This is a genomic window from Nocardia sp. NPDC060220, assembly GCF_042727815.1.
Classification (GTDB): domain Bacteria; phylum Actinomycetota; class Actinomycetes; order Mycobacteriales; family Mycobacteriaceae; genus Nocardia.
On record NZ_JBHWZY010000014.1, the window covers coordinates 1 to 21,120 of the forward strand.

At 68.7% G+C, this 21,120-nt stretch carries 18 protein-coding genes and 1 tRNA gene; 16 read left to right on the forward strand and 3 right to left on the reverse strand.

From position 1 onward, the window contains the following. A partial coding sequence (locus ACFWF3_RS01485) for an ATP-binding protein (RefSeq protein ID WP_379312010.1) occupies nucleotides 1-1,081 on the forward strand: 1,081 nt, incomplete at its 5' end. Between the two features lie 99 nt (nucleotides 1,082-1,180). Here the strand turns inward: ACFWF3_RS01485 and ACFWF3_RS01490 are convergent. Both ACFWF3_RS01490 and ACFWF3_RS01495 read right to left on the reverse strand, forming a co-directional pair. After that, nucleotides 1,181-2,176 (reverse strand): class I fructose-bisphosphate aldolase, encoded by a 996-nt coding sequence (locus ACFWF3_RS01490; RefSeq protein ID WP_379312011.1) that lies wholly within the window; start codon nucleotides 2,174-2,176, stop codon nucleotides 1,181-1,183. 36 nt (nucleotides 2,177-2,212) lie between these two features. Further along, entirely contained in the window at nucleotides 2,213-3,124 is a 912-nt protein-coding gene (locus ACFWF3_RS01495; protein ID WP_379312012.1) for a LysR family transcriptional regulator, read from the reverse strand. Nucleotides 3,125-3,229: 105 nt separating this feature from the next. Between ACFWF3_RS01495 and ACFWF3_RS01500 the strand changes: the two genes are divergently transcribed. From ACFWF3_RS01500 to ACFWF3_RS01530, 7 genes are all read left to right on the forward strand, one after another. Continuing rightward, nucleotides 3,230-4,693: a form I ribulose bisphosphate carboxylase large subunit gene (locus ACFWF3_RS01500; protein ID WP_378992279.1), complete on the forward strand. Its 1,464-nt coding sequence runs from the start codon at nucleotides 3,230-3,232 to the stop codon at nucleotides 4,691-4,693. A 13-nt stretch (nucleotides 4,694-4,706) separates the two neighbouring features. Next, on the forward strand, nucleotides 4,707-5,132 hold the full coding sequence (locus ACFWF3_RS01505) for a ribulose bisphosphate carboxylase small subunit (protein ID WP_378992280.1): 426 nt from the start codon (nucleotides 4,707-4,709) through the stop codon (nucleotides 5,130-5,132). Nucleotides 5,133-5,136: 4 nt separating this feature from the next. Continuing rightward, entirely contained in the window at nucleotides 5,137-6,114 is a 978-nt protein-coding gene (locus ACFWF3_RS01510) for an AAA family ATPase (RefSeq protein ID WP_378992281.1), read from the forward strand. Between the two features lie 142 nt (nucleotides 6,115-6,256). After that, nucleotides 6,257-8,566: an FdhF/YdeP family oxidoreductase gene (locus ACFWF3_RS01515; protein ID WP_379312013.1), complete on the forward strand. Its 2,310-nt coding sequence runs from the start codon at nucleotides 6,257-6,259 to the stop codon at nucleotides 8,564-8,566. A gap of 13 nt (nucleotides 8,567-8,579) precedes the next feature. Beyond that, a complete protein-coding gene (gene map, locus ACFWF3_RS01520) occupies nucleotides 8,580-9,443 on the forward strand; it encodes a type I methionyl aminopeptidase (RefSeq protein WP_379312014.1) in 864 nt (287 codons plus the stop codon). A 68-nt stretch (nucleotides 9,444-9,511) separates the two neighbouring features. Beyond that, a complete protein-coding gene (locus tag ACFWF3_RS01525) occupies nucleotides 9,512-11,083 on the forward strand; it encodes a cobyric acid synthase (protein WP_379312015.1) in 1,572 nt (523 codons plus the stop codon). 187 nt (nucleotides 11,084-11,270) lie between these two features. Then, complete coding sequence (locus ACFWF3_RS01530; RefSeq protein ID WP_378626468.1) at nucleotides 11,271-11,834, forward strand: alpha/beta hydrolase; 564 nt, start codon at nucleotides 11,271-11,273, stop codon at nucleotides 11,832-11,834. A gap of 72 nt (nucleotides 11,835-11,906) precedes the next feature. On the opposite strand, the gene ACFWF3_RS01535 is transcribed toward ACFWF3_RS01530, so the two are convergent. Next, nucleotides 11,907-12,929 (reverse strand): alpha/beta hydrolase, encoded by a 1,023-nt coding sequence (locus tag ACFWF3_RS01535; RefSeq protein WP_378992287.1) that lies wholly within the window; start codon nucleotides 12,927-12,929, stop codon nucleotides 11,907-11,909. Between the two features lie 153 nt (nucleotides 12,930-13,082). On the opposite strand from ACFWF3_RS01535, the gene mqo reads away from it, so the two are divergent. The 8 genes from mqo to ACFWF3_RS01575 form a co-directional block, all read left to right on the forward strand. After that, entirely contained in the window at nucleotides 13,083-14,693 is a 1,611-nt protein-coding gene (mqo, locus tag ACFWF3_RS01540) for a malate dehydrogenase (quinone) (RefSeq protein ID WP_379312016.1), read from the forward strand. Next, nucleotides 14,690-15,130, forward strand: a complete 441-nt coding sequence (locus ACFWF3_RS01545; protein WP_379312017.1) for a GNAT family N-acetyltransferase — start codon at nucleotides 14,690-14,692, stop codon at nucleotides 15,128-15,130. The genes mqo and ACFWF3_RS01545 overlap by 4 nt, the downstream gene beginning before the upstream one ends. Nucleotides 15,131-15,194: 64 nt before the next feature. After that, nucleotides 15,195-17,366: a magnesium chelatase subunit D family protein gene (locus tag ACFWF3_RS01550; RefSeq protein WP_379312018.1), complete on the forward strand. Its 2,172-nt coding sequence runs from the start codon at nucleotides 15,195-15,197 to the stop codon at nucleotides 17,364-17,366. A gap of 211 nt (nucleotides 17,367-17,577) precedes the next feature. After that, nucleotides 17,578-18,192 (forward strand): cob(I)yrinic acid a,c-diamide adenosyltransferase, encoded by a 615-nt coding sequence (cobO, locus tag ACFWF3_RS01555; RefSeq protein ID WP_378626475.1) that lies wholly within the window; start codon nucleotides 17,578-17,580, stop codon nucleotides 18,190-18,192. Next, nucleotides 18,186-19,700: a cobyrinate a,c-diamide synthase gene (locus tag ACFWF3_RS01560; protein WP_379312019.1), complete on the forward strand. Its 1,515-nt coding sequence runs from the start codon at nucleotides 18,186-18,188 to the stop codon at nucleotides 19,698-19,700. The genes cobO and ACFWF3_RS01560 overlap by 7 nt, the downstream gene beginning before the upstream one ends. Before the next feature lie 25 nt (nucleotides 19,701-19,725). Next, a complete protein-coding gene (locus tag ACFWF3_RS01565; RefSeq protein ID WP_379312020.1) occupies nucleotides 19,726-20,157 on the forward strand; it encodes a cobalamin biosynthesis protein in 432 nt (143 codons plus the stop codon). A gap of 51 nt (nucleotides 20,158-20,208) precedes the next feature. Continuing rightward, a tRNA-Pro gene (locus ACFWF3_RS01570) sits at nucleotides 20,209-20,274 on the forward strand. 277 nt (nucleotides 20,275-20,551) lie between these two features. Beyond that, nucleotides 20,552-21,120 (forward strand): TROVE domain-containing protein (locus ACFWF3_RS01575; RefSeq protein WP_379312021.1); only part of this gene is annotated, 569 nt, incomplete at its 3' end.

The following is a 21,120-nucleotide window of genomic DNA, read 5'->3' on the forward strand; positions in this document are numbered from 1 at the left end:
GGATCTGAGCATCGTCGATCTGTGGCCTTCGCATCCCTCGGCGGGTTCGTTGCGGTTGCAGGTCGGATTCGGGGTGACCGGGTTGGTGGCCCGCACTCGTACGCCGGTGCTGCTCGACAACGACTCGCCACGTAATGCCCTGCACCGCAGACTTCTACGTCTGGATCCGCAGCAGACGGTCGCGCGGATGTGTCTGCCGCTGCCGGGGCTGGAAGGCGACGTGGTCGGCGTGCTCGCCGTGCACCGCCGTCCCCGTGACCCGTTCGGGCAGCACGACCTCGACGTCGCGCAGCAGTACGCGGGCGTGCTCGGCCTGTGGTTGCACGCGCAGCGGCTGTTCCGCACCGTCAACCGGCAGCGCACCGAGCGCGACCGCCTGGTCGAGCAGGCGATCACCGCTCAGGAGGCCGAACGCAGGCGCATCGCCTTCGATCTGCACGACGGCGTCACCACCGCCCTGGCCTCGATGTCGTTCCACCTGTCCGCCGCCGATCTCACCGTCTCCGAACTCGCCGCCCACGTCGACGTCACCGACGGAGCCAGCCTGCGCGATCTCGCCAGGGCCCGCGCCGAACTCGTCAGCGCGCGCGAACTGGCCGATTTCGCCTACAACGCGACCAGGGCGGCGATCTCGGGCCTGCACAGTCTCGTCCTCGACGACCTCGGCCTGGTCGCCGCGATCGAATCGCTGGTGCGCACGGTGAGTGGCGAAGGCCCGCCGACGATCGAATTCCTCGTCGATCACGCCGCCGCCATCGACGACATCCCCGACCACGCCGCCGCCACCCTGTACCGGATCGCCCAGGAAGCGCTCGCGAACGCGGTGAAACACGCTGATGCGCAACGGATCGTGCTCTCCCTGCGCCGGGTCGGCGACTCGGTGATCTTCGGATGTTCCGACGACGGTGCGGGTTTCGACCCGGCCGCGCAGCGTGCCCATCGCGCCGCCGACGCCGACGGCGAACAACATTTCGGCCTGAGCTCGATCGCGGAACGCTGTGCCCTGATCGAAGCCTCGCTGCGCGTGGAATCGATGCGGGGACGCGGAACCACGGTGCTGGTGGAACTACCGCTGAAGTAGCGGCGGGCACCGGCCAACGAACGCAGCAGCGGTGCCCGAGGGGTAGCGCCGCTGCTGCGCGTTGCCACCGCGCTCAGGACGGCTGCCGAGCGGACCCGCTTACGCGGTGTGCTCGGCGGCAGCAGAGGCGTTGCGGCAGTTCTGGAGCAGAACACGGTGTGCTGCGGGAACTTCGGAGTTCGTTCCACCCCAAGTGTGCAGGGCCGCGCTCACGAGCGCGCGCCCGAAGGAGAATGTCACAGGCCACGGCCGCTCGTCGACGGCGGCGAGCTCGCTCAGAAAAGCACACACCCGCGAGGTGGGATGCCCACCGGACAGGAACGCGATGCCCGCCACCTCGGCGGGCACCAGCTCACGCAGCACGGCGAAGGTCGCGGCCGCGACGTCGGCGGGCGGGGCAGCCGCGGCGTCCAGACCGGGGGTGACGAAGTTGGGCTTGAGCACGATGCCGGTGAGATCCACCGCGGCGTCGACGAGTTCGGTGAACACCGCGCTCAGGGCCAGGCGTGTCGCCTTCGCCGAGGCCGCGAGGTCGTGGTCGCCGGTGCACAGCACCTCGGGCTCGACGATGGGGACGATGCCGTGCTGCTGACACAGCGCGGCATAGCGGGCCAGCGCGTGCCCGTTGGCGGCGGCGGAGTAGGGGGTGATGGTGTGCACGTCGAACACCGCCCGCCACTTGGCGAACGCGGCCCCTCGATCGGCATAGGAGGCCAGCCGTGCGCCGAGCCCGTCGAGCCCCTCGGTGATCAGCGCACCGCCCTGGCCGGGGAGCGTGGTGGTGCCGGTGTCGACCTTGATGCCGGGCAGGACGCCGAGTTCGCGCGCCGCGATCGGGAACGGGCGCCCATCGGCGAGATCCTGGCCGAAGGTCTCGTCGCACAGGATGATTCCGCTGATCCATTCCGGCAGACCGTCGGCGGTGAGCAGCAGTTCGCGGTAGTCGCGCCGGGCGGTCGCGCTCGCGGGAACCCCTTCCTGTTCCAGGCGCGACGACATGGTCTTGATCGACTCGTCGGCGGCGAGAATGCCGCGGCCGCCGCTGGTCAGCTGCTGGGCGACGTCGGCGAGGGCGGTGGCGGGGAGTGTCGTCATGACGACCAGCATGCGAGCATCCGGTCGCCGCCGTCCTCACCCCTTCGGGCGAGGACGGGTGTGAAATGCGGCCGCGCTCACCTGCTCCGGATCGCACAGGTGCGCCACGAACAGTCGGGTCGCCGCGGTCGGTTCCTGGGTTGTGCAGACGTGCCACGGCCGGTCGAGAGGGGTGCCCGGCACGCTGTAGGAGACCAGTTCTCCCGAGGCGAGTTGCTCGCGCGCGGCCTCCTCGTGCACGAGCGTGACGCCGAGCCCCTCGCGTGCCGCGGCCACGGCGGCGCCCGAGGTACCGAGGGTGAGTAGCGGTGGCGCCGCCTGTAATCGGCTCAGCAACGACAGCGTGGTGTCGCGGGTGCCGGAGCCGATCCCGGTGAGCAGCCAGGGCGTGGTGAGCGGATCGTCGACCAGCCCGGGCCGCCCGACCAGCACCAGCCGGTTGGCCCGCTGGGCGGCGGTGACCAGCCCGGAGCCCCGCGGCGGTCGACCGGCCAGGGCGATATCGAAGACGTGGTCGGCGGCGCGGGCGAACAGCTCGCCGCGCGTCAGCACCGACAGCGACAGTTCCACGTGCGGATGGGCTTGGGCGAAGGAGGCCATCAGCGCAGGCAGCACGTACTCACTGGCCGTCGCGACCGCGCCGATGCGCACCCGTCCGCGATCGGCGTCGTGCACCGCCCCGGCCGCCTCCGCGAGCAGCCCGAGCAGCTTGCGCACGTAAACGGCGAAGATCTCGCCCGAATCCGTGGCCACGATACCCCGGCCCGACTTACCGAAAAGCGTTGTGCCCAGCGCGTCTTCGAGTGCGGCGAGCGCGGCCGACACCGCCGGCGGCGTCACATGCAACGTCTGCGCGGCGGCACGCACACTCCCGGTGTCGTACACGGCGAGAAAGGTGCGCAGCCGACCCCAGGTAGCGGCCGCGGGCAGGTCGGGGCTGGCGAACATCGTTCAATTATGTCTTAACAGTGCATAGGAAACATTCCATTGTCGCTGAACAGTCGCGCCCACACACTGAAAGTGCTTCATAGGCGTGACCCGAAAGGAACGGCGATGACGACGATCGACAACGACGGCGCGGCGACCAAAGAGCGTTGGGATCCAGGTGTACAGAGTTATGCCGGAATGGGTTACTGGAACCCCGATTACATCCCCAAGGACACCGACGTGCTCGCCGTGTTCCGGGTCACCCCCCAGGACGGCGTCGACCCGATCGAGGCCGCGGCCGCCGTCGCGGGCGAATCGTCCACCGCCACCTGGACTGTCGTGTGGACCGACCGGCTCACCGCCAACAGCCACTACCAGGCCAAGGCGTACCAGGTCGACGAGGTTCCGGGCAGGCCAGGTGAGTACTTCGCCTACATCGCCTACGACATCGACCTCTTCGAGGAAGGCTCCATCGCGAACCTGACCTCCTCGATCATCGGCAACGTCTTCGGTTTCAAGCCGCTCAAGGCGCTGCGCCTGGAGGACATGCGCATCCCCGTCGCCTACACCAAGACCTTCCAGGGCCCCGCCCACGGCATCGTCATGGAACGGGAGATGCTCAACAAGTACGGCCGCCCGCTGCTCGGCGCCACCATCAAGCCCAAGCTGGGCCTGTCGGCCCGCAACTACGGGCGCGTGGTCTACGAGGCCTGTCGCGGCGGCCTCGACTTCACCAAGGACGACGAGAACATCAACTCCCAGCCCTTCATGCGCTGGCGTGACCGCTTCCTCTACGCGATGGAGGGGGTGAACCGGGCGATGGCCGAAACCGGCGAGATCAAGGGCCATTACCTCAATGTCACCGCGGGCACGATGGAGGAGATGTACCGGCGGGCGAACCTCGCCAAGGAACTCGGCAGCGTGGTGGTGATGATCGACCTCACCATCGGCTACACCGCCATCCAGTCGATGGCGCACTGGGCCCGCGAGAACGGCCTGCTGCTGCATCTGCACCGGGCCGGGCACTCCACCTACACGCGGCAGAAGACGCACGGCGTGAGCTTCCGGGTGATCGGGAAGTGGTCGCGGCTCATGGGTGTCGACCACGTGCACGCGGGCACCGTCGTCGGCAAGCTCGAGGGCGACCCGGCCACCACCCGTGGCTTCTACGACACGTTGCGCGACAACAACGTTCCCCGCAATCTCGGCAACGGCATCTTCTTCGATCAGGACTGGATCTCGATGCCCGGCGTGATGCCGGTGGCCTCCGGCGGCATCCACGCGGGCCAGATGCACCAGCTCCTCGACCTTTTCGGCGACGACGTGATCCTGCAGTTCGGCGGCGGCACCATCGGGCACCCGTACGGCATCGCCGCGGGCGCCGAGGCCAACCGGGTGGCGCTCGAGGCAATGGTCAAGGCGCGCAACGAAGGTCGCGATCTGCTGATCGAAGGACCCGACGTGCTGCGCAGGGCCGCCAAGCACTGCACCCCGCTGCAGGCCGCTCTGGACACCTGGGGCGACATCACCTTCGACTACACCAGCACCGACGCCCCCGATGTGGTGGCGACTCCGGTGCCCTCGATCTGACCAGGAGCACCCGATGAAACTGCGCTACGGAACCTTCTCCTACCTGCCCGACCTCACCGACGACGAGATCGCGGCGCAGGTGAAGTTCGCCCTCGATCACGGCTGGCCGGTCTCGCTGGAGTACACCGACGACCCGCACCCACGCAACGTCTACTGGGAGATGTGGGGGCTGCCGATGTTCGACCTGGCCGAACCCGACGGTGTGCTCGCCCAGCTCGCCGATTGCCGGGCCACCTTCCCGCAGCACTACATCCGGCTGCTGGCCTACGACGCGTCCCTGGGCAGGCAGTCCACCGCGATGTCGTTCCTCGTCCAGCGACCGGCGCACGAGCCCGGCTTCCTGCTCGAACGCGTCGAGGGTCCCGACCGCACCCAGCGGTACTCGGTGAAGTCCTACGCCACCGCCCGTCCGACCGGCGATCGGTACGCGGGCGAGTGAACTGATGGATACACCAAAGGGATTCGGGTTCCACCGACCGTCGGCAGGCGGCGCGGCGCAGACCACGGCAGTCGAGGAGCAGACGCCCGAGCCCGCGATTCTGGGCGACGACGAGGTGCTCGATCTCTCGGCAGACGAGGCCGCGGCCAGGGTGAGCGACACCCTGGCCGCGCTCGACGCCGAGCTGGTCGGCTTGGCCTCGGTCAAGCGCCGGGTCCGTGAGATCGCCTCGCTGCTCCAGGTCGACCGGGCGCGGCGCCGGTTCGGGCTCACCACCACGCGGCCCACGTTGCACATGAGCTTCACCGGCGGTCCCGGCACCGGCAAGACCACGGTCGCGCTGCGGATGGCGGCCATCCTGCACGCGCTCGACTACATCAGGGCCCCGCGCGTGCACACCGTCACCCGCGACGATCTGGTCGGCCAGTTCATCGGCCACACCGCGCCCAAGACCAAGGAGGCGATCGCCCGCGCGGCCGGGGGAGTGCTGTTCATCGACGAGGCCTACTACCTGTTCCGGCCGGAGAACGAGCGGGACTACGGGCAGGAGGTGATCGAGATCCTGCTCACCGAGATGGAGAACGAGCGCGGTGATCTGGTGGTGATCTTCGCCGGCTACCCCGACCGGATGGCGACCTTCTTCGCCGCCAATCCGGGCCTGAGTTCCCGGGTGCCGCACCATCTCACGTTCGCCGACTACGACCATGCGGAACTGACCCAGATCGCGGGACTGATGGTGGAGTCGGAAGGATTCGCCTTCGACGACGACGCGCACAAGGCATTCGCCGAGTACCTCACGCTGCGCATGGAGCAGCCCAGGTTCTCCAACGCGCGCAGCGTGCGGAACGCGATCGAACGCTGCAGGCTGCGGCAGGCCCGCAGGCTGGTCGCGCTCGACCGGCCACTGGGCAAGTCCGACCTCATCACGCTCACCGCCGAGGACGTCTACGGCAGCAGCGTCTTCGAGCCGGCCCAGGACTGAGTCACGCGCGCGGCGGAAAGCCCGATAACCGGCATCTATCAGGTGATCGGGCTTTCCGCTTTGACAAGGGTGGACAATGTGAGAAGCCTTTTGTCAGATATGCCGACCGCGCGGTGCCGCAGAACTGAAGAGAAGCTGACACATGACCTCGATCGAGGACCCAGAAGATGATCTGAGCGTGACCCCGCCCAAGACCTGGGCGGTCGGCGTTCCCGCGGTGGCGCACGCGATCGAGTACTCGCTCTCGCAGAACTCCCCGGCCCGCACCGCGCTCACCTTGCTCAACATCAATCAGACCAAGGGCTTCGACTGTCCCGGCTGCGCGTGGCCCGAGCCCACGCGCCGCCACCTCAACGAGTACTGCGAAAACGGCGCCAAGCACATCAACGACGAGGCCACCACCCGCCGCGTCACCCGGCAGTTCTTCGCCGAGCATCCGGTCGCCGAGCTCGACACCATGTCGGACTACTGGCTCAACCAGCAGGGCAGGCTCACCGAGCCGATGGTGAAGCGGCCCGGCGCCACGCACTACGAGCCCATCGGCTGGGACGATGCGTTCGGCGTGCTGGCCGGCGAACTGCGTGGGCTCGACAGCCCCGACGAGGCCCTATTCTACACCTCGGGGCGGCTCAACAACGAGGCCGCGTTCCTGCTGCAACTGTTCGCCCGCGCCTATGGCACCAACAACCTGCCCGACTGCTCGAACCTGTGCCACGAGTCGAGCGGTTCCGCGTTGGCGCAGACCATCGGTGTCGGCAAGGGCAGCGTGTCCCTCGACGACATCTACGAAGCCGACCTGGTCTTCGTCGTCGGCCAGAACCCCGGCACGAACCATCCGCGCATGCTGTCGGCGCTCGAGGAGACCAAACGCAACGGCGGCAAGATCGTGGCGGTGAACCCGCTGCCCGAGGCCGGGCTGATCCGGTTCAAGAACCCGCAGAAGGCGCGCGGGGTGCTCGGGCGCGGCACCGAGATCGCCGATATCTTCCTCAAGATCCGCCCCGGCGGCGACCTGGCCCTGTTCCAGATGCTGAACAAACTGCTCCTCGACGCCGAGGATGCGGCGCCGGGCACGGTGCTCGACCACGCGTTCATCGCCGCGCACACCAGCGGTTTCGACGCCTTCGCCGAGCACGCCAGGACGGTGAGCTGGGAGCACGCGCTCACCGCCACCGGGCTCACGCGCGCGGAGATCGAGGCCGTGCACCAGCAGGTGCTGGCCAGCAAGAAGGTCATCGTGTGCTGGGCGATGGGTTTGACCCAGCACAAGCACGGCGTGCCCACGATCCGCGAGATCGTCGACTTCCTGCTGCTGCGCGGCAACCTCGGCCGACCCGGCGCCGGGGTGTGTCCGGTGCGCGGGCACAGCAATGTCCAGGGCGACCGCACCATGGGCATCTGGGAGCGGATGCCGCAGTCGTTCCTGGACGCGCTCGGCACGGAGTTCGGTTTCACCCCGCCCGCGGCCCACGGGCTGGACGCGGTCGGTGCCATCCGTGCCATGCGCGACGGCAAGGCGAACGTATTCGTCGGTGTCGCAGGCAATTTCGTGCGGGCCACGCCCGACAGCGAGGTCACCGAAGCGGCCCTGCGGCAGTGTTCGCTGACCGTGCAGATCTCCACCAAACTCAACCGCTCCCACACGGTCTGCGGCGAGACGGCACTGATCCTGCCCACACTGGGTCGCAGCGATCGCGACATCCAGGCCACCGGCGAGCAGTTCTACACGGTCGAGGATTCGATGAGCCAGGTCCGCACGTCGCGGGGGCGCCTCGACCCGGCCTCACCCGACCTGCTGAGCGAGATCGCGATCATCTCCCGGCTGGCGCGCAGCACGCTGGGCGCGGAGTCCACGATTCCGTGGGAGGAATTCGTCGCCGACTACAGCACCGTGCGCGACCGTATCTCCCGGGTGGTGCCCGGCTTCGACAACTTCAACGAGCGGGTCACCGCGCCGGGCGGGATGCTGCTGGTCAATCCGGTCAACCAGGGCATCTACCGCACCGCGAGCGGGAAGGCCGAGTTCACCCGCAACGACTTCGACATGATCGACGCGCCGCCGGGATACCTTGTGCTGCAATCACTGCGGTCCCACGATCAGTGGAATACCATTCCCTACGCGAGCAACGACCGCTACCGCGGCATCCACCACGCCCGCCGGGTGGTGATGGTCAACCCCGACGACCTGGCCGAGCGGGGGATCGCCGACGGGGAGCTGGTCGACATCGTCAGCATCTGGCACGACGGCACCGAGCGGCGCGCGGAGAAGTTCGTCGCCGTCGGGTACCCGGCCAGCCGTGGGTCGGCCGCCGCGTACTACCCGGAGACCAACGTGCTGGTTCCGCTCGACAGCGTCGCCGACATCAGCAACACGCCGACCTCGAAAGGCATCATCGTCCGTTTGGAGCCGGTGGTCCGACGGGCTGGGACCGACGGCGACGAGCGCGCATAGATACACTGCTCTCATGTCCGTGCGCACCCGTCAGCCACTAGTTCCCGGTACCCAGTCGCCGATCCGGGAAGTTCCCCGCTCCATCGAGCGGCCCGAATACGTGTGGAAGAAGACCGCGAACGAGGGCAACGAGCCCTGGGTACAGACCGCCGAGACCATCGAGAAGATGCGAATCGCCGGCAAGATCGCGGCGCGGGCCCTCGAAGAGGCGGGTAAGGCCGTGGTTCCCGGCGTTACCACCGACGAGCTCGACCGGATCGCCCACGAGTACATGTGCGACCACGGCGCCTACCCGTCGACGCTGGGCTACAAGGGTTTTCCCAAATCCTGCTGCACCTCGCTCAACGAGGTCATCTGCCACGGCATCCCCGACTCGACGGTGGTCGAAGACGGTGACATCGTCAATATCGACGTCACCGCCTTCATCCACGGCGTGCACGGCGACACCAACAAGACCTTCCTGGCCGGCGATGTCGACGAGGAGGTGCGTCTGCTCGTCGAGCGCACCGAAGAGGCCACCAACCGGGCCATCAAGGCGGTCAAGCCGGGTCGCGCCCTGAACGTGGTCGGGCGTGTCATCGAGGCCTACGCCAACCGCTTCGGCTACGGCGTGGTGCGCGACTTCACCGGCCACGGCGTCGGCCCCACCTTCCACAGCGGACTGGTGGTGCTGCACTACGACCAGCCCAACATCGAGTCGGTGATCGAGCCCGGCATGACCTTCACGATCGAGCCGATGATCAACCTCGGCGGCATCGACTACGACATCTGGGACGACGGCTGGACCGTGGTCACCCAGGACCGCAAGTGGACCGCGCAGTTCGAGCACACACTGGTCGTCACCGACACGGGTGCGGAAGTTCTGACCTTGCCGTGAATCGGCGCAGGTCGAGGCTCGCGCCTTTGGGTCGTCACCGACACGGGCGCGGAAATTCTCACGCTGCCGTGAGCGCGCCCCTGCGCGGCGCGCTGTTGATCGCGGGTACCACCTCCGACGCCGGGAAGAGTGTCGTGGTGGCGGGTATCTGCCGGATGCTGGCGCGGCGCGGGGTGCGGGTGGCGCCGTTCAAGGCGCAGAACATGTCGAACAACTCGGTCGTCACCCTCGACGGCGGGGAGATCGGGCGTGCCCAGGCGCTGCAAGCACGAGCCTGCGGGCTGGAGCCGAGCGTGCGGTTCAACCCGGTGCTGTTGAAGCCCGGTAGCGATCGCCGCTCGCAGCTGGTGGTTCGCGGCGCCGCTGTCGGAACTGTCGGCGCGCGTGACTATTTCACTCGTCGGCAGGAACTGCGCGAGGTCGTCGCGGCCGAATTGGCCTCGTTACGTGACGAATTCGACGTAGTGATCTGTGAGGGGGCGGGCTCACCGGCCGAAATCAATCTCAGGGCAACCGATCTCGCGAACATGGGTTTGGCCCGCGCCGCCGATATTCCGGTCCTGGTGGTGGGCGACATCGACCGCGGCGGCGTTCTCGCCCACCTGTTCGGCACCGTCGCCGTGCTGGAACCCGAAGATCAGCAGCTCATCGCGGGCTTCCTCATCAACAAATTCCGCGGTGACGTGTCCCTGCTGCAACCCGGCCTCGACCAGCTGGTCGCGCTGACCGGCCGCCCCACCCTCGGCGTTCTTCCCTTCGCCGAAGAGCTCTGGCTCGATGCCGAAGATTCCCTCGGCACCCTCTCCGGCGCCCCCGTGGGCCGCCCCGGCCCGCCGCACGGCACCGACTGGCTCACCGTGGCCGCCATCCGCCTCCCGCGAATCTCCAACTCCACCGACATCGAGGCTCTCGCTTGCGAACCCGGCGTCTCGGTCCGCTGGGCCGACAGCCCCCATCAGCTGGCCACCGCCGACCTTGTGATCGTTCCCGGCAGCAAGGCGACCATCTCCGACCTGAACTGGTTGCGCGCCAACGGAATCGCCGATGCTCTTCGTGCTCGCGCCGTCGCAGGCCGTCCCGTCCTCGGCATCTGTGGCGGCTACCAGATGCTCGGCACCCGCATCGTCGACGGCGTCGAGCACACAGCGGCAGCGGGTCAGGCCGACGTCCCCGAATCGGGGTCTGCGCGGCCCTGCGTGGTGGACGGCCTCGGTCTCCTCGACCTCGATATCGAATTCGCGGACCCCAAGATCGCCCGGCAGGTGTCGGGCATCGCGGGCACGGACCCCCTGCACGGCTACGAGATCCATCACGGCCGCGTCACCCGCACCGCCGACCCCGCCTGGCTGACCCTCGACGGCGACCCGGAAGGCAGTGTGCGAGAAGCGATCTGGGGCACTCATGTCCACGGGCTCCTCGAGTCCGACGAGTTCCGCCGCACCTGGCTCACCGAGGTGGCCGCCCGCGCCGGACGCACCGGCTTCACCGTCGCGCCCGGCACCTCGGTCGCGGCCGTCCGATCCGCGCAACTCGACCTCCTCGCCGACCTCATCGAGAAACACGTCGACCTCGTGGCGCTGGACCAGCTGATCCGCGGCGGCGCCCCGGCCGGCATCCCGGTCATCCGAACGTCCCAGTGACCCGGCGCGCTGTGGACGCGGCGGTGTGCGGCTCGTCTCGCCTCACAGCCCGGGGCGCGGCGTTGTGACAGGTTCGGCAATTCGGGTGTTGTGGACAGTGAAAGCCCAGTACACGGGGGTGTGTGGATCGGCGGGCCGCGGCGGAACAGGCCGCGTTGTTCAGGCTGGACGTGTACCGTAACCCGGCATGAAATCTCGGCAGATCACGGTCGGTGACCAGGCCTGGACGGTGCGGGTCGACGGACCATCTTCGCGGCACAATGTGCTGCTGCTTCCCGATGCGGACGACCCTGCCGACGTGTTCGACAAGGTGTGCACGCGGCTGCACGAATCCGACTTACAGACCATCGTCGTGGAGTCTGTCGAGGGGCTCGATCCGGCGGGTGTGCGCGCGATTCTCGACGAACTCGAACTGCCCTACGTCAACGTCGCGGGGCGTGGGTCGGGCGCGGAGCTGGCGTGGCGGGTGTGCGCGGGCCGGTTCGGCCGGTTCATGAGTCTGGTCGTCGCCGACCACGGGCACCCGGCGGTTCCCGACGCCGACGGCCGAGTCCCCGACGCGACCTGTCCGCCGCTGGAACTGCCCGTCACGATGCTGGTCACCAAGGGCCTGCCCCGCGCCACCGCCGACGCCTCCGGCCGCTATGTCTACGGCGAATTCCGGGTCGTCCCACTGGAAGTCGACAACATCGCCACCGAGGCGGGCCACGAATTCGCCACCGAGATCGTCTTGCGCACCAGCCTCTGGTAGATGCGGCCGAGCTCACCAGGCACTGACGCGGATCGCTGATCGCGCCAGAGCCTGGTGAGCGGTGTGTCCGGATCAGGACTTGCGGTAGGCCGCCAACCAGTCGAGCCAGTTGTCGGTTTCCTGGAACGCGTTGGCGCGCACGGCTTCCGAGGACAGGAACACGTCGTGGCGGGCGCCGTCGATCGGGACGATCGAGGTGCGCTCGCCCAGACAACCCGCCCAGCGCTGGATCTGCTTCACATCGAGCACGGCATCGGCCACGTCGACGGCGGGGGAGTGCTCACGGGCGAACTTGGTGAGCCGCGAACGCAGGATCAGCGCCGGCACGCCGATGGTCAGGCCCTGGTGCAGGCGCGCGTGTCCCCGGCGGATGGCGCGCAGCCAGCCCAGCCGCACCGGTTCACCACTGAGCGGCTTCCAGTCCAAGTTGTAATCCCACTCACCCGAGCGGCTGGTGTGCAGGCTGTCGCCGTAGGCGGTGCTGACGCCGCCGGGCAACTGGGCGAAGGCGCGGAACCGGCCCACCGCGTTGATCACGGGGGTGCCGACGGTGCGGTAGAAGGACGGTCCCTGGAGGTCGAACCAGGGACTGTTGAGGACGACCCCGGCCACACCCGCCGCCGCGCTGCCACCGGCCGCCTCGAGCCGGTCCAGCCACAGCGGCACGATCAGGCCACCGGTCGAATGCGCGACGATCAGCACATCGTTGCCGGTCTCCTCGCGCGCGATCCGCAGCGCCTCGGTCAGCTCGTCGTCGTAGAGCGCCAGGTCGCTCACGTAGTGCGCGCTCTGTCCTTCTCGCCGCGACCTCCCGCATTTACGCAGGTCGAGCGCGTAGAACCGGTGCCCGCGCGCCGCGAAATGCTCGGCCAGGTGCTCCTGGAAGAAGTAGTCGGTGAACCCGTGCACGTAGAGCACGGTCGGCTCGATCGCCGGCGCCGTGGCATCGGGCAGATAGCGCACGAGCGTGGCCACCACCTCGCCCTCACCGTCGGGGTCGATACCGAGCGGGAGGGTCCGCTGTTGATAGGCGGTGCCGAGAACATCGGGTTGCCACTGCTCGTCGGTTCGATCAGCGAGGGTTTCTTTCGTCACACTGCTCAATCTATCGCGCGGTCATGGTGACGTGCAGGCTTGCTTTTCATCACATTCGGGAGGTCCGTTGCAGAACTGTGCTCAGCTGAGGTGCACAATTGGCATCAGGTGAACGACGGGTAACCTACCTCCCGGCGATTCACCGCGAGTCGCATGAACACCGCCAAAGCGCCCGCGCCAAGCGAACTCACCTGCCGGTGGGTAGCTGAGAAGGACAAGGAAGTCGATCTACCCGTGCCGAACGCTGCGAAGAGTGAAAAGACCGATGTAGTTCTCATCGGCGCTGGCATCATGAGTGCCACGCTGGGCGCGCTGCTGCGGCAGCTGCAGCCGGATTGGACGATCTCGGTGTTCGAGCGGCTCGACGCCGCCGCCGCGGAGAGCAGCGACCCGTGGAACAACGCGGGCACCGGCCACTCGGCGCTGTGTGAGCTCAACTACAGCCCGCAGAACGCCGACGGCTCGGTCGACGTGAGCAAGGCCGTCGACATCAACGAGCGCTTCCAGGTCTCGCGCCAGTTCTGGGCCTCCGCTGTCGACGCAGGCGTGCTGGACGACCCCGCGGGCTTCATCAACCCCATCCCGCACGTCAGCTTCGTGCACGGCGCCGACAACGTCGACTACCTGCGCAAGCGCTACGAGGCACTGTCGCCGCACCCGCTGTTCCGTGGCATGGAGTACATCGACACCCCCGACGAGTTCGCCGCGCGCCTGCCGCTGATGGCCAAGGGCCGTGACTTCAGCGACCCGATCGCGCTGAACTGGTCCGACGGCGGCACCGATATCGACTTCGGCGCGCTCACCAAGCAGCTGCTCGCCTACATCGGCTACTCCGGCGGCGAGATCGCCTTCGGCACCGAGGTCCGCAACCTCGACAAGCAGTCCGACGGGTCGTGGAACGTCACCGTCCGCAACCTGCGCACCTACCAGTCGCGCACCATCAACGCGAAGTTCGTGTTCGTCGGCGCCGGTGGCGGCGCGCTGCCGCTGCTGCAGAAGGCAGGCATCGCCGAAGCCAAGGGCTTCGGCGGCTTCCCGATCAGCGGCCAGTTCCTGCGCTCCACCAACCCGGAGCTGATCGCCGCGCACGAGGCCAAGGTCTACGGCAAGGCCGCCGTCGGCGCGCCGCCCATGTCGGTGCCGCACCTCGACACCCGCGTCATCAACGGACAGAAGGGCCTGCTGTTCGGCCCCTATGCCGGCTGGACCCCCAAGTTCCTCAAGGACGGCTCCAACGCCGACCTGTTCAAGTCGATCAAGCCGAACAACATCGGCTCGCTCGTCGGCGTCGGCCTCACCGAGCTCGGCCTGACCAAGTACCTGGTCGAAGAGCTGCTCAAGTCGCAGAACGGCAAGGTGGGCGTACTCGGGGAGTTCCTGCCGCGCGCGCAGGGCCGCGACTGGGAGCTCATCACCGCCGGTCAGCGCGTGCAGGTCATCCGCCGCAAGGGTGTGGGTGGCGTGCTCGAGTTCGGCACCGCGGTCATCTCCGCGCAGGACGGCTCCATCGCCGGTCTGCTCGGTGCGTCGCCGGGTGCGTCGACCTGCGTCACCGCCATGCTCGACGTGATGCAGCGGTGCTTCCCGGAGCAGTACACCGGCTGGACGCCGCAGCTGCAGCAGATGATCCCCTCCCTCGGCCAGAAGCTGTCGGAGAACCAGGCCCTGTTCCAGGAAGTGTGGGACTGGACCAGCAAGTCGCTGAAGCTGGACGGCAACACCGCGCCTGCGAACGAGCAGGTCTCGAGCTACGCCCAGGTGTGAGCGCCGAACTGAGACGGGCGTGGGCGGCGGATCTCGACGCCGCCACCCTGTACCGGTTGTTGTGCCTGCGCGTCGAGGTGTTCGTCGTCGAGCAGGAATGCGCCTATCCCGAGCTGGACGGGCGCGACCTGCTGGCGACGACGCGGCACCTGTGGCTCGACGACGGTTCCGTGCTCGCCACGTTGCGCCTGCTCGACGAGTCCGATAACGGGGTCACCAGCTATCGCATCGGCCGGGTCTGCGTCGCGCAGTCCGCTCGCAAACACGGGTACACCACCCGGCTGATGCAGGCCGCACTGGCCGAAACCGGCTCGGCCACTGTGCGACTGGATGCCCAGTCGCACCTGGTCGGCATGTACGCGAAGTTCGGTTTCGCCGTCGACGGGCCCGAATACGACGACGACGGGATCATGCACGTGCCGATGCGGCGCGGCTGAGGCGGTACACCGCCCGTCGATGCCCGGGGGAGGGCCCGCAACGGCGCGCGCATAGAGTTGGGGCGTGCCTGGTTTTGCTGATGTCGCCGCTGGTCCGCACACCGCCGCACGTGCGGCGGGTGAGGCGGGATTCCCGTTCTCCGCTGTGGTGGGGCAGGAGCGGTTGCAGCTGGCGTTGATCTTGTCGGCCGTGCACCCCGGGATCGGCGGGGTGCTGGTGCGGGGTGAGAAGGGCACGGCAAAGTCGACCGTGGTCCGCGCGCTCGCGCAGCTGCTGCCGCCCGTGGTCGACGAGACCGGGGCCCGGCCCGCCCGGCTGGTGGAGTTGCCGGTCGGCGCCACCGAGGACCGGGTCGTCGGTTCACTCGATCTCGAGCGGGTGCTGCGCGACGGGGAGCAGGCGTTCCGGCCCGGGCTGCTCGCCGCTGCCCACCACGGCGTGCTCTACGTGGACGAAGTGAACCTGCTGCACGACCACCTGGTGGACGTGCTGCTCGACGCGGCGGCGATGGGACGCGTGCACGTCGAGCGCGACGGTGTCTCGCACTCGCATCCGGCGCGGTTCGTGCTGGTCGGCACGATGAACCCCGAAGAGGGCGAGTTGCGCCCGCAGCTGCTCGACCGGTTCGGGCTCACTGTCGATGTGGCGGCCTCGCGCGAGGTCGACGTGCGGATGGCGGTGGTGCGCCGTCGCCTCGACTACGAGGCCGACCCGGCCGCGTTCGCCGCCCGCTATGTCGACGCCGATCAGGTGGTGGCCGAACGCATTCTGACCGCACGCGACCGGTTGCCCGAGGTCGCGCTGGACAATGCGGAGCTGCGCCGGATCGCGGCGCTGTGCGCGTCGTTCGATGTCGACGGGATGCGTGCCGACCTCGTCGTCGCCCGGACCGCGACCGCGCATGCCGCGTGGCGTGGACGGGATCGGGTCACCGAGGACGATGTGCGGATCGCGGCGGAACTCGCACTGCCGCACCGTCGTCGGCGGGATCCGTTCGACGAGCCCGGGATCAGCGAGCAGCAGCTCGACGACGCGATGGACGCCGCGGCCGCCGAGGTCGACAAGGCTTCGGGGGATGAGGAATTCGACGGTTCGCGTGGACCGGGTGCCGAGGGGAACGGCCACCGGGACGAGCTCGACGCCGATGGCGATGACAGCGCGCACCCGGATGATGTCGACCCCGGTGGCCGCGAGGACGAGCGGTCGCGAGGCAGCGGTCGCGAAAGCGGTCCGGACGGCCTGGGTCCCGATGATGGTCCTGATGATGACGGCGGCCCTGATGGCGGCGGCCCGGACGATCGAGGACCGGACGGTGGCGGACCGGGCGGCGGCGGTTCCGGCGGCGACCGCTCGGACAGCTCCAACCAGGACAACGCGGGCAACGGTTCGCGACCCGGACCCGAAAAACTCTCGGGCACACCGACTTCGGCAGGCAAGCCCGCGCCGCGGTGGGAGGTCCCCGGTATCGGCGAAGGTGCCCCCGGGCGCCGTTCGCGCGCCCGGACCAGGGCCGGCCGCACGGTCCGCCCCGACGCCGACCCGTCGACCGGCCTGCACCTGCTCGGCACCGTCTTCGCGGCCGCGCCGAAGCAATTCGAGCGTGGCAGGATCAGCGGCCCACTCGCCCTGGAAACCGAGGACCTGCGCGGCGCGTATCGCGAAGGCAGAGAAGGCAATCTGGTCGTTTTCGTGGTCGACGCGTCCGGCTCGATGGCCGCGCGCGACCGGCTCACCGCCGTCACCGGCGCGATTGTCACGCTGCTGCGCGATGCCTATCAGCGCCGCGACAAGGTGGCCGTGATCAGCGTCCGCGGCAGTACGGCCGAACTCGTTCTGCCGCCCACCTCCTCGGTCGACATCGCGGTCCGCCGCCTGGCCGGGATGCGTACCGGCGGCAAAACGCCACTCGCCGCGGGCTTGCAGAAGGCGCGCGAGGTGATCGCCCGCGAACACGTCCGCGACCCCCGCCGCCGCCCGATGCTGGTCCTGCTCACCGACGGCCGTGCTACCGGCGGCACCGACCCGCTGCCACGGGCGCGCACCGCCGCCAAGCTGCTGGCCGCGCAAGGGCACACCGCCATGGTCATCGACTGCGAGCGCGGCATGATCCGGCTCGGCCTCGCCGCCGAACTCGCTCGCGACCTGCGCGCCCGCTACCTGCGCTTGACCGAACTCACCGGCGAGACAGTCGCCGACGTGGTCCGTGCCACGGGTCTGCCCGCTCGAGCGGCGTAAAGGTTCCAGCCCGTCCGGCGTAGGGGTCGAGCCCTGTGAGTGTGCCGGGCGCACCCTGATAGAAAGGGTGACGAACCGGCACGCGCGGCCGGCCCGAGAGGTACGGGTCGCGGAGTGGGCTTCGGCATTCGAGCGCGCCGGCGTGCGACAGATATCGACCGCGAGGTCGTGCAGAACGCGCACCTCGCGTGCGTCGAGAAGAGGAGTTTCTGTGCCCAAAGGTGTTCCGGAGACCGTCCCCGAAGACGGTCTGACCACTCGGCAGCGGCGCAATCAGCCGGTGCTCGCCGTGCACACCGGGCCGGGCAAGGGCAAGTCCACCGCGGCGTTCGGGATGGCGTTGCGGGCCTGGAACCAGGGCTTCGACGTGGCGGTCTTCCAGTTCGTGAAGAGCGCGAAATGGAAGGTCGGCGAGGAAGCCGCCTTCCGGACCCTCGGCACCCTGCACGAGGAGACCGGCGCGGGTGGCGCGGTCGAGTGGCACAAGATGGGCGAGGGCTGGTCCTGGACCCGCAAGCACGGCACCGAGGAAGACCACGCGGCCGCCGCCCTGTCCGGCTGGCAGGAGATCGCCCGCCGTCTCGCCGCCGAACAGCACCGCTTCTACGTCCTCGACGAGTTCACCTACCCGCTCAAATGGGGCTGGGTCGACATCGACGAGGTCGTCGACACCCTCACCCACCGCCCCGGCAACCAGCACGTGGTCATTACCGGTCGCGACGCGCCCCCGGCCCTGATCGAGGCCGCCGACCTGGTCACCGAGATGACGAAGGTCAAGCACCCGATGGACGCGGGTCGCAAGGGCCAACGCGGTATCGAATGGTGAGTGCTCCCGCAGTAGTGATCGCGGCCCCGGCATCGGGTAGCGGGAAGACCACCTTGGCCACCGGGCTGATCGGTGCGCTGCGACGGGCCGGGCATCGGGTGGCACCGTTCAAGGTGGGACCCGACTACATCGACCCCGGCTACCACGGGCTCGCGGCCGGGCGGCCGGGGCGCAATCTGGATCCCGTTCTGGTGGGCGAGGATCGGGTGGTGCCGCTGTATCGCCACGGCGCGCAGGGCTGCGATATCGCCGTCGTCGAAGGCGTGATGGGCCTGTTCGACGGCCGGATCGACGAGAACCGCGGCGACGCGATCGCCGAGGGTTCCACCGCGCAGGTGGCGGGGCTGCTCGGGGCACCGGTGGTGCTGGTGGTCGACGCCCGCGGTCATTCCCAGAGTCTCGCCGCGCTCCTGCACGGCTTCGCCACCTACGACTCCTCGGTCCGCCTCGGCGGTGTGATCCTCAATCGCGTCGGCAGCGAACGCCACGAACAGGTCTTGCGCGCGGCCTGCGATCGTGTCGGTCTGCCCGTTCTCGGCGCGCTGCCCCGCATGGCCGAACTGGAAGTCCCCTCCCGCCATCTCGGCCTCATCCCCGCCGTCGAACACGGCTCCGCCGCCACCGCCGCAGTCGACGCCATGACCGAACTCGTCGCGGCACACGTGGACCTGCGCGCGATCGTGGCCCTGGCAGGCGGGTCGGTGCTGGGCGCCGCGTGGGATCCGCACGTCGAACTGGCCTCCATCGCTGAACACGACACGGCCGGAACAAGTTCCGACGGCGACCGCGCGCACGACCCGCGCGTGACGGACGCGGCGATGGTCCGCCCGCAGCCGACCTCGGTCGATCCCGCCTCGGAATCCGCGTCCTCGGCCGCGGGGCCCGGCGTCGTCTCGGGCAGAGATCCGTTGATCGCGATGGCGGGCGGTCCGGCCTTCACATTCGGCTATGCCGAGCACCGGGAACTACTGGTCGCGGCCGGTGCCCGGGTAGTGGTTTTCGATCCGCTGACCGACGAACTCCCTGTCGGCACAGCCGGATTGGTCCTGCCCGGTGGTTTTCCGGAGGAGCACGCGGGGCAGCTGTCAGCCAACGAGCGTCTCCGCGCCGCAGTGGCCGACGGTGCGTCGAGTGGCTTGCCGATCCACGCCGAGTGCGCGGGCCTGCTCTACCTCACCCGTTCGCTCGACGGCCATCGGATGGCAGGTGTGATCGACGCCGACGCCGAATTCGGTCCGCGCCTGACCCTCGGCTACCGCGACGCCGTCGCGCTGCACGACTCGGCGCTGTGGCGCGCGGGGTCGCGGGTGCGAGGCCACGAATTCCACCGCACCCGCCTGGTCCGCACCGGCGCGGAGAACCCCGCCTGGGGTTGGCGCGCACCGGGTTCCGTCGCCGAAGGCGCTGTGGTCCGCCAGGTCCACGCCTCCTACCTGCACACCCATCCGGCGGGAAATCCCGACGCGATCGCCCGATTCGTCACCGCCGCACGACGATTCGACCACTGATGGCGTGCGGCGGTACACGGCGACGATGACGACTTCCGACGGCGAGCGACAACCGGGAACCGGTGATACGCCTTCGGGCCCGGCGCCGGCCGTCGGCATCGGCATACGGCCGGGCACCGATGCGGGGCGGATCGTCCGCGCGGTGCGGGCGGTAGTCGGCGATACCACCATCAGCTGTTTGGCGACCCTGGATCGGCGTGCGACCGAACCCGGTGTCCTGACCGCCGCGGCGACCCTCGGTGTGGCCGTGGTGGCGTTCACCGCCGAACAACTGGCCGAAGTCGACGTAGGGCACCGTTCGGGCCACGCCTCGGCGGCGGTCGGCACCCCCAGCGTCGCGGAAGCCGCGGCATTGCTCGCGGGCAGTGGCGAACTCGTCTGCGGCAGAACAATTGTCGACGGAATCGTGGTCGCCGCCGCGTCGACTTCGCCGCGGTCGTCGATGCCCGGAGATTAATTCGCTGGGCAAGATCGTTGGTGCGCAGTAAATTCATGTCAGCAGTTGCGAGGCGGACCGGATCTGATCGGTTACCACTCGGATTGGGGATGTCGCAGGTTCGAATCCTGCCCGCCATCGCAAGATGGTGGTAGCTCAGCTGGTAGAGCACCTGTACCGGTCGGGACACACACGTCCGCTGAGCAACTGTCCAACGTGAACGAGCAGGACGGACCGGATTCGGTCGGTTATCTGGCACGACCTCTGGGTCCAGCGGGTTCGAACCCCGTGGCGGAAAGTGATTTCCGTTCTTCGGCCGTAACTACACGTCCGTCCGCTCACCACGTCACCACATGCCCCGGTCGGGTCCCGGGTCCGAAACATCGACGCCGGTACACGTATCGGAGGGGGAACAATGAATATCTTGTCGCGCTTTTCTCGTCGCGCCACGCCGCAGACCGTGCCCGCCGATCGCCGGCAGGTCGTGAACAACGCGGGCGGCTACGTTTTCGAGATCACCCCGCAGGCGCGGGTGCGTCGCTTCCTCACGCTCGGCACGGAATCCGGAACTTTCTATGTCGATGCGAAGGCTTTGACAGCGGACAACGCTGAATTCGTCGTCGAATACGCCGCTGAGCACACCGCCGATCTGGTTCGCGAGATCGTCGAGATCTCCGCCTCCGGGCGCGCGCCGCGCCAGAACCCGGCCCTGTTCGCGCTGGCCGCCGCCGCCTCGCTCGGTGACGTCGAGGGCCGCCGGGCCGCCTTCGCCGCGCTGCCGCTGGTCGCGCGCACCGGTACGCACCTGTTCCTGTTCGCCGGCTACGCCGAGCAGTTCCGTGGCTGGGGTCGTGGTCTGCGGCGTGCCGTCGCGAACTGGTACCTGGACAAGCCGATCGACGACCTGGCATTCCAGGTGGTCAAGTACCGGCAGCGGGAGGGCTGGTCGAACCGTGACCTGCTGCGACTCTCACACCCGGCGAC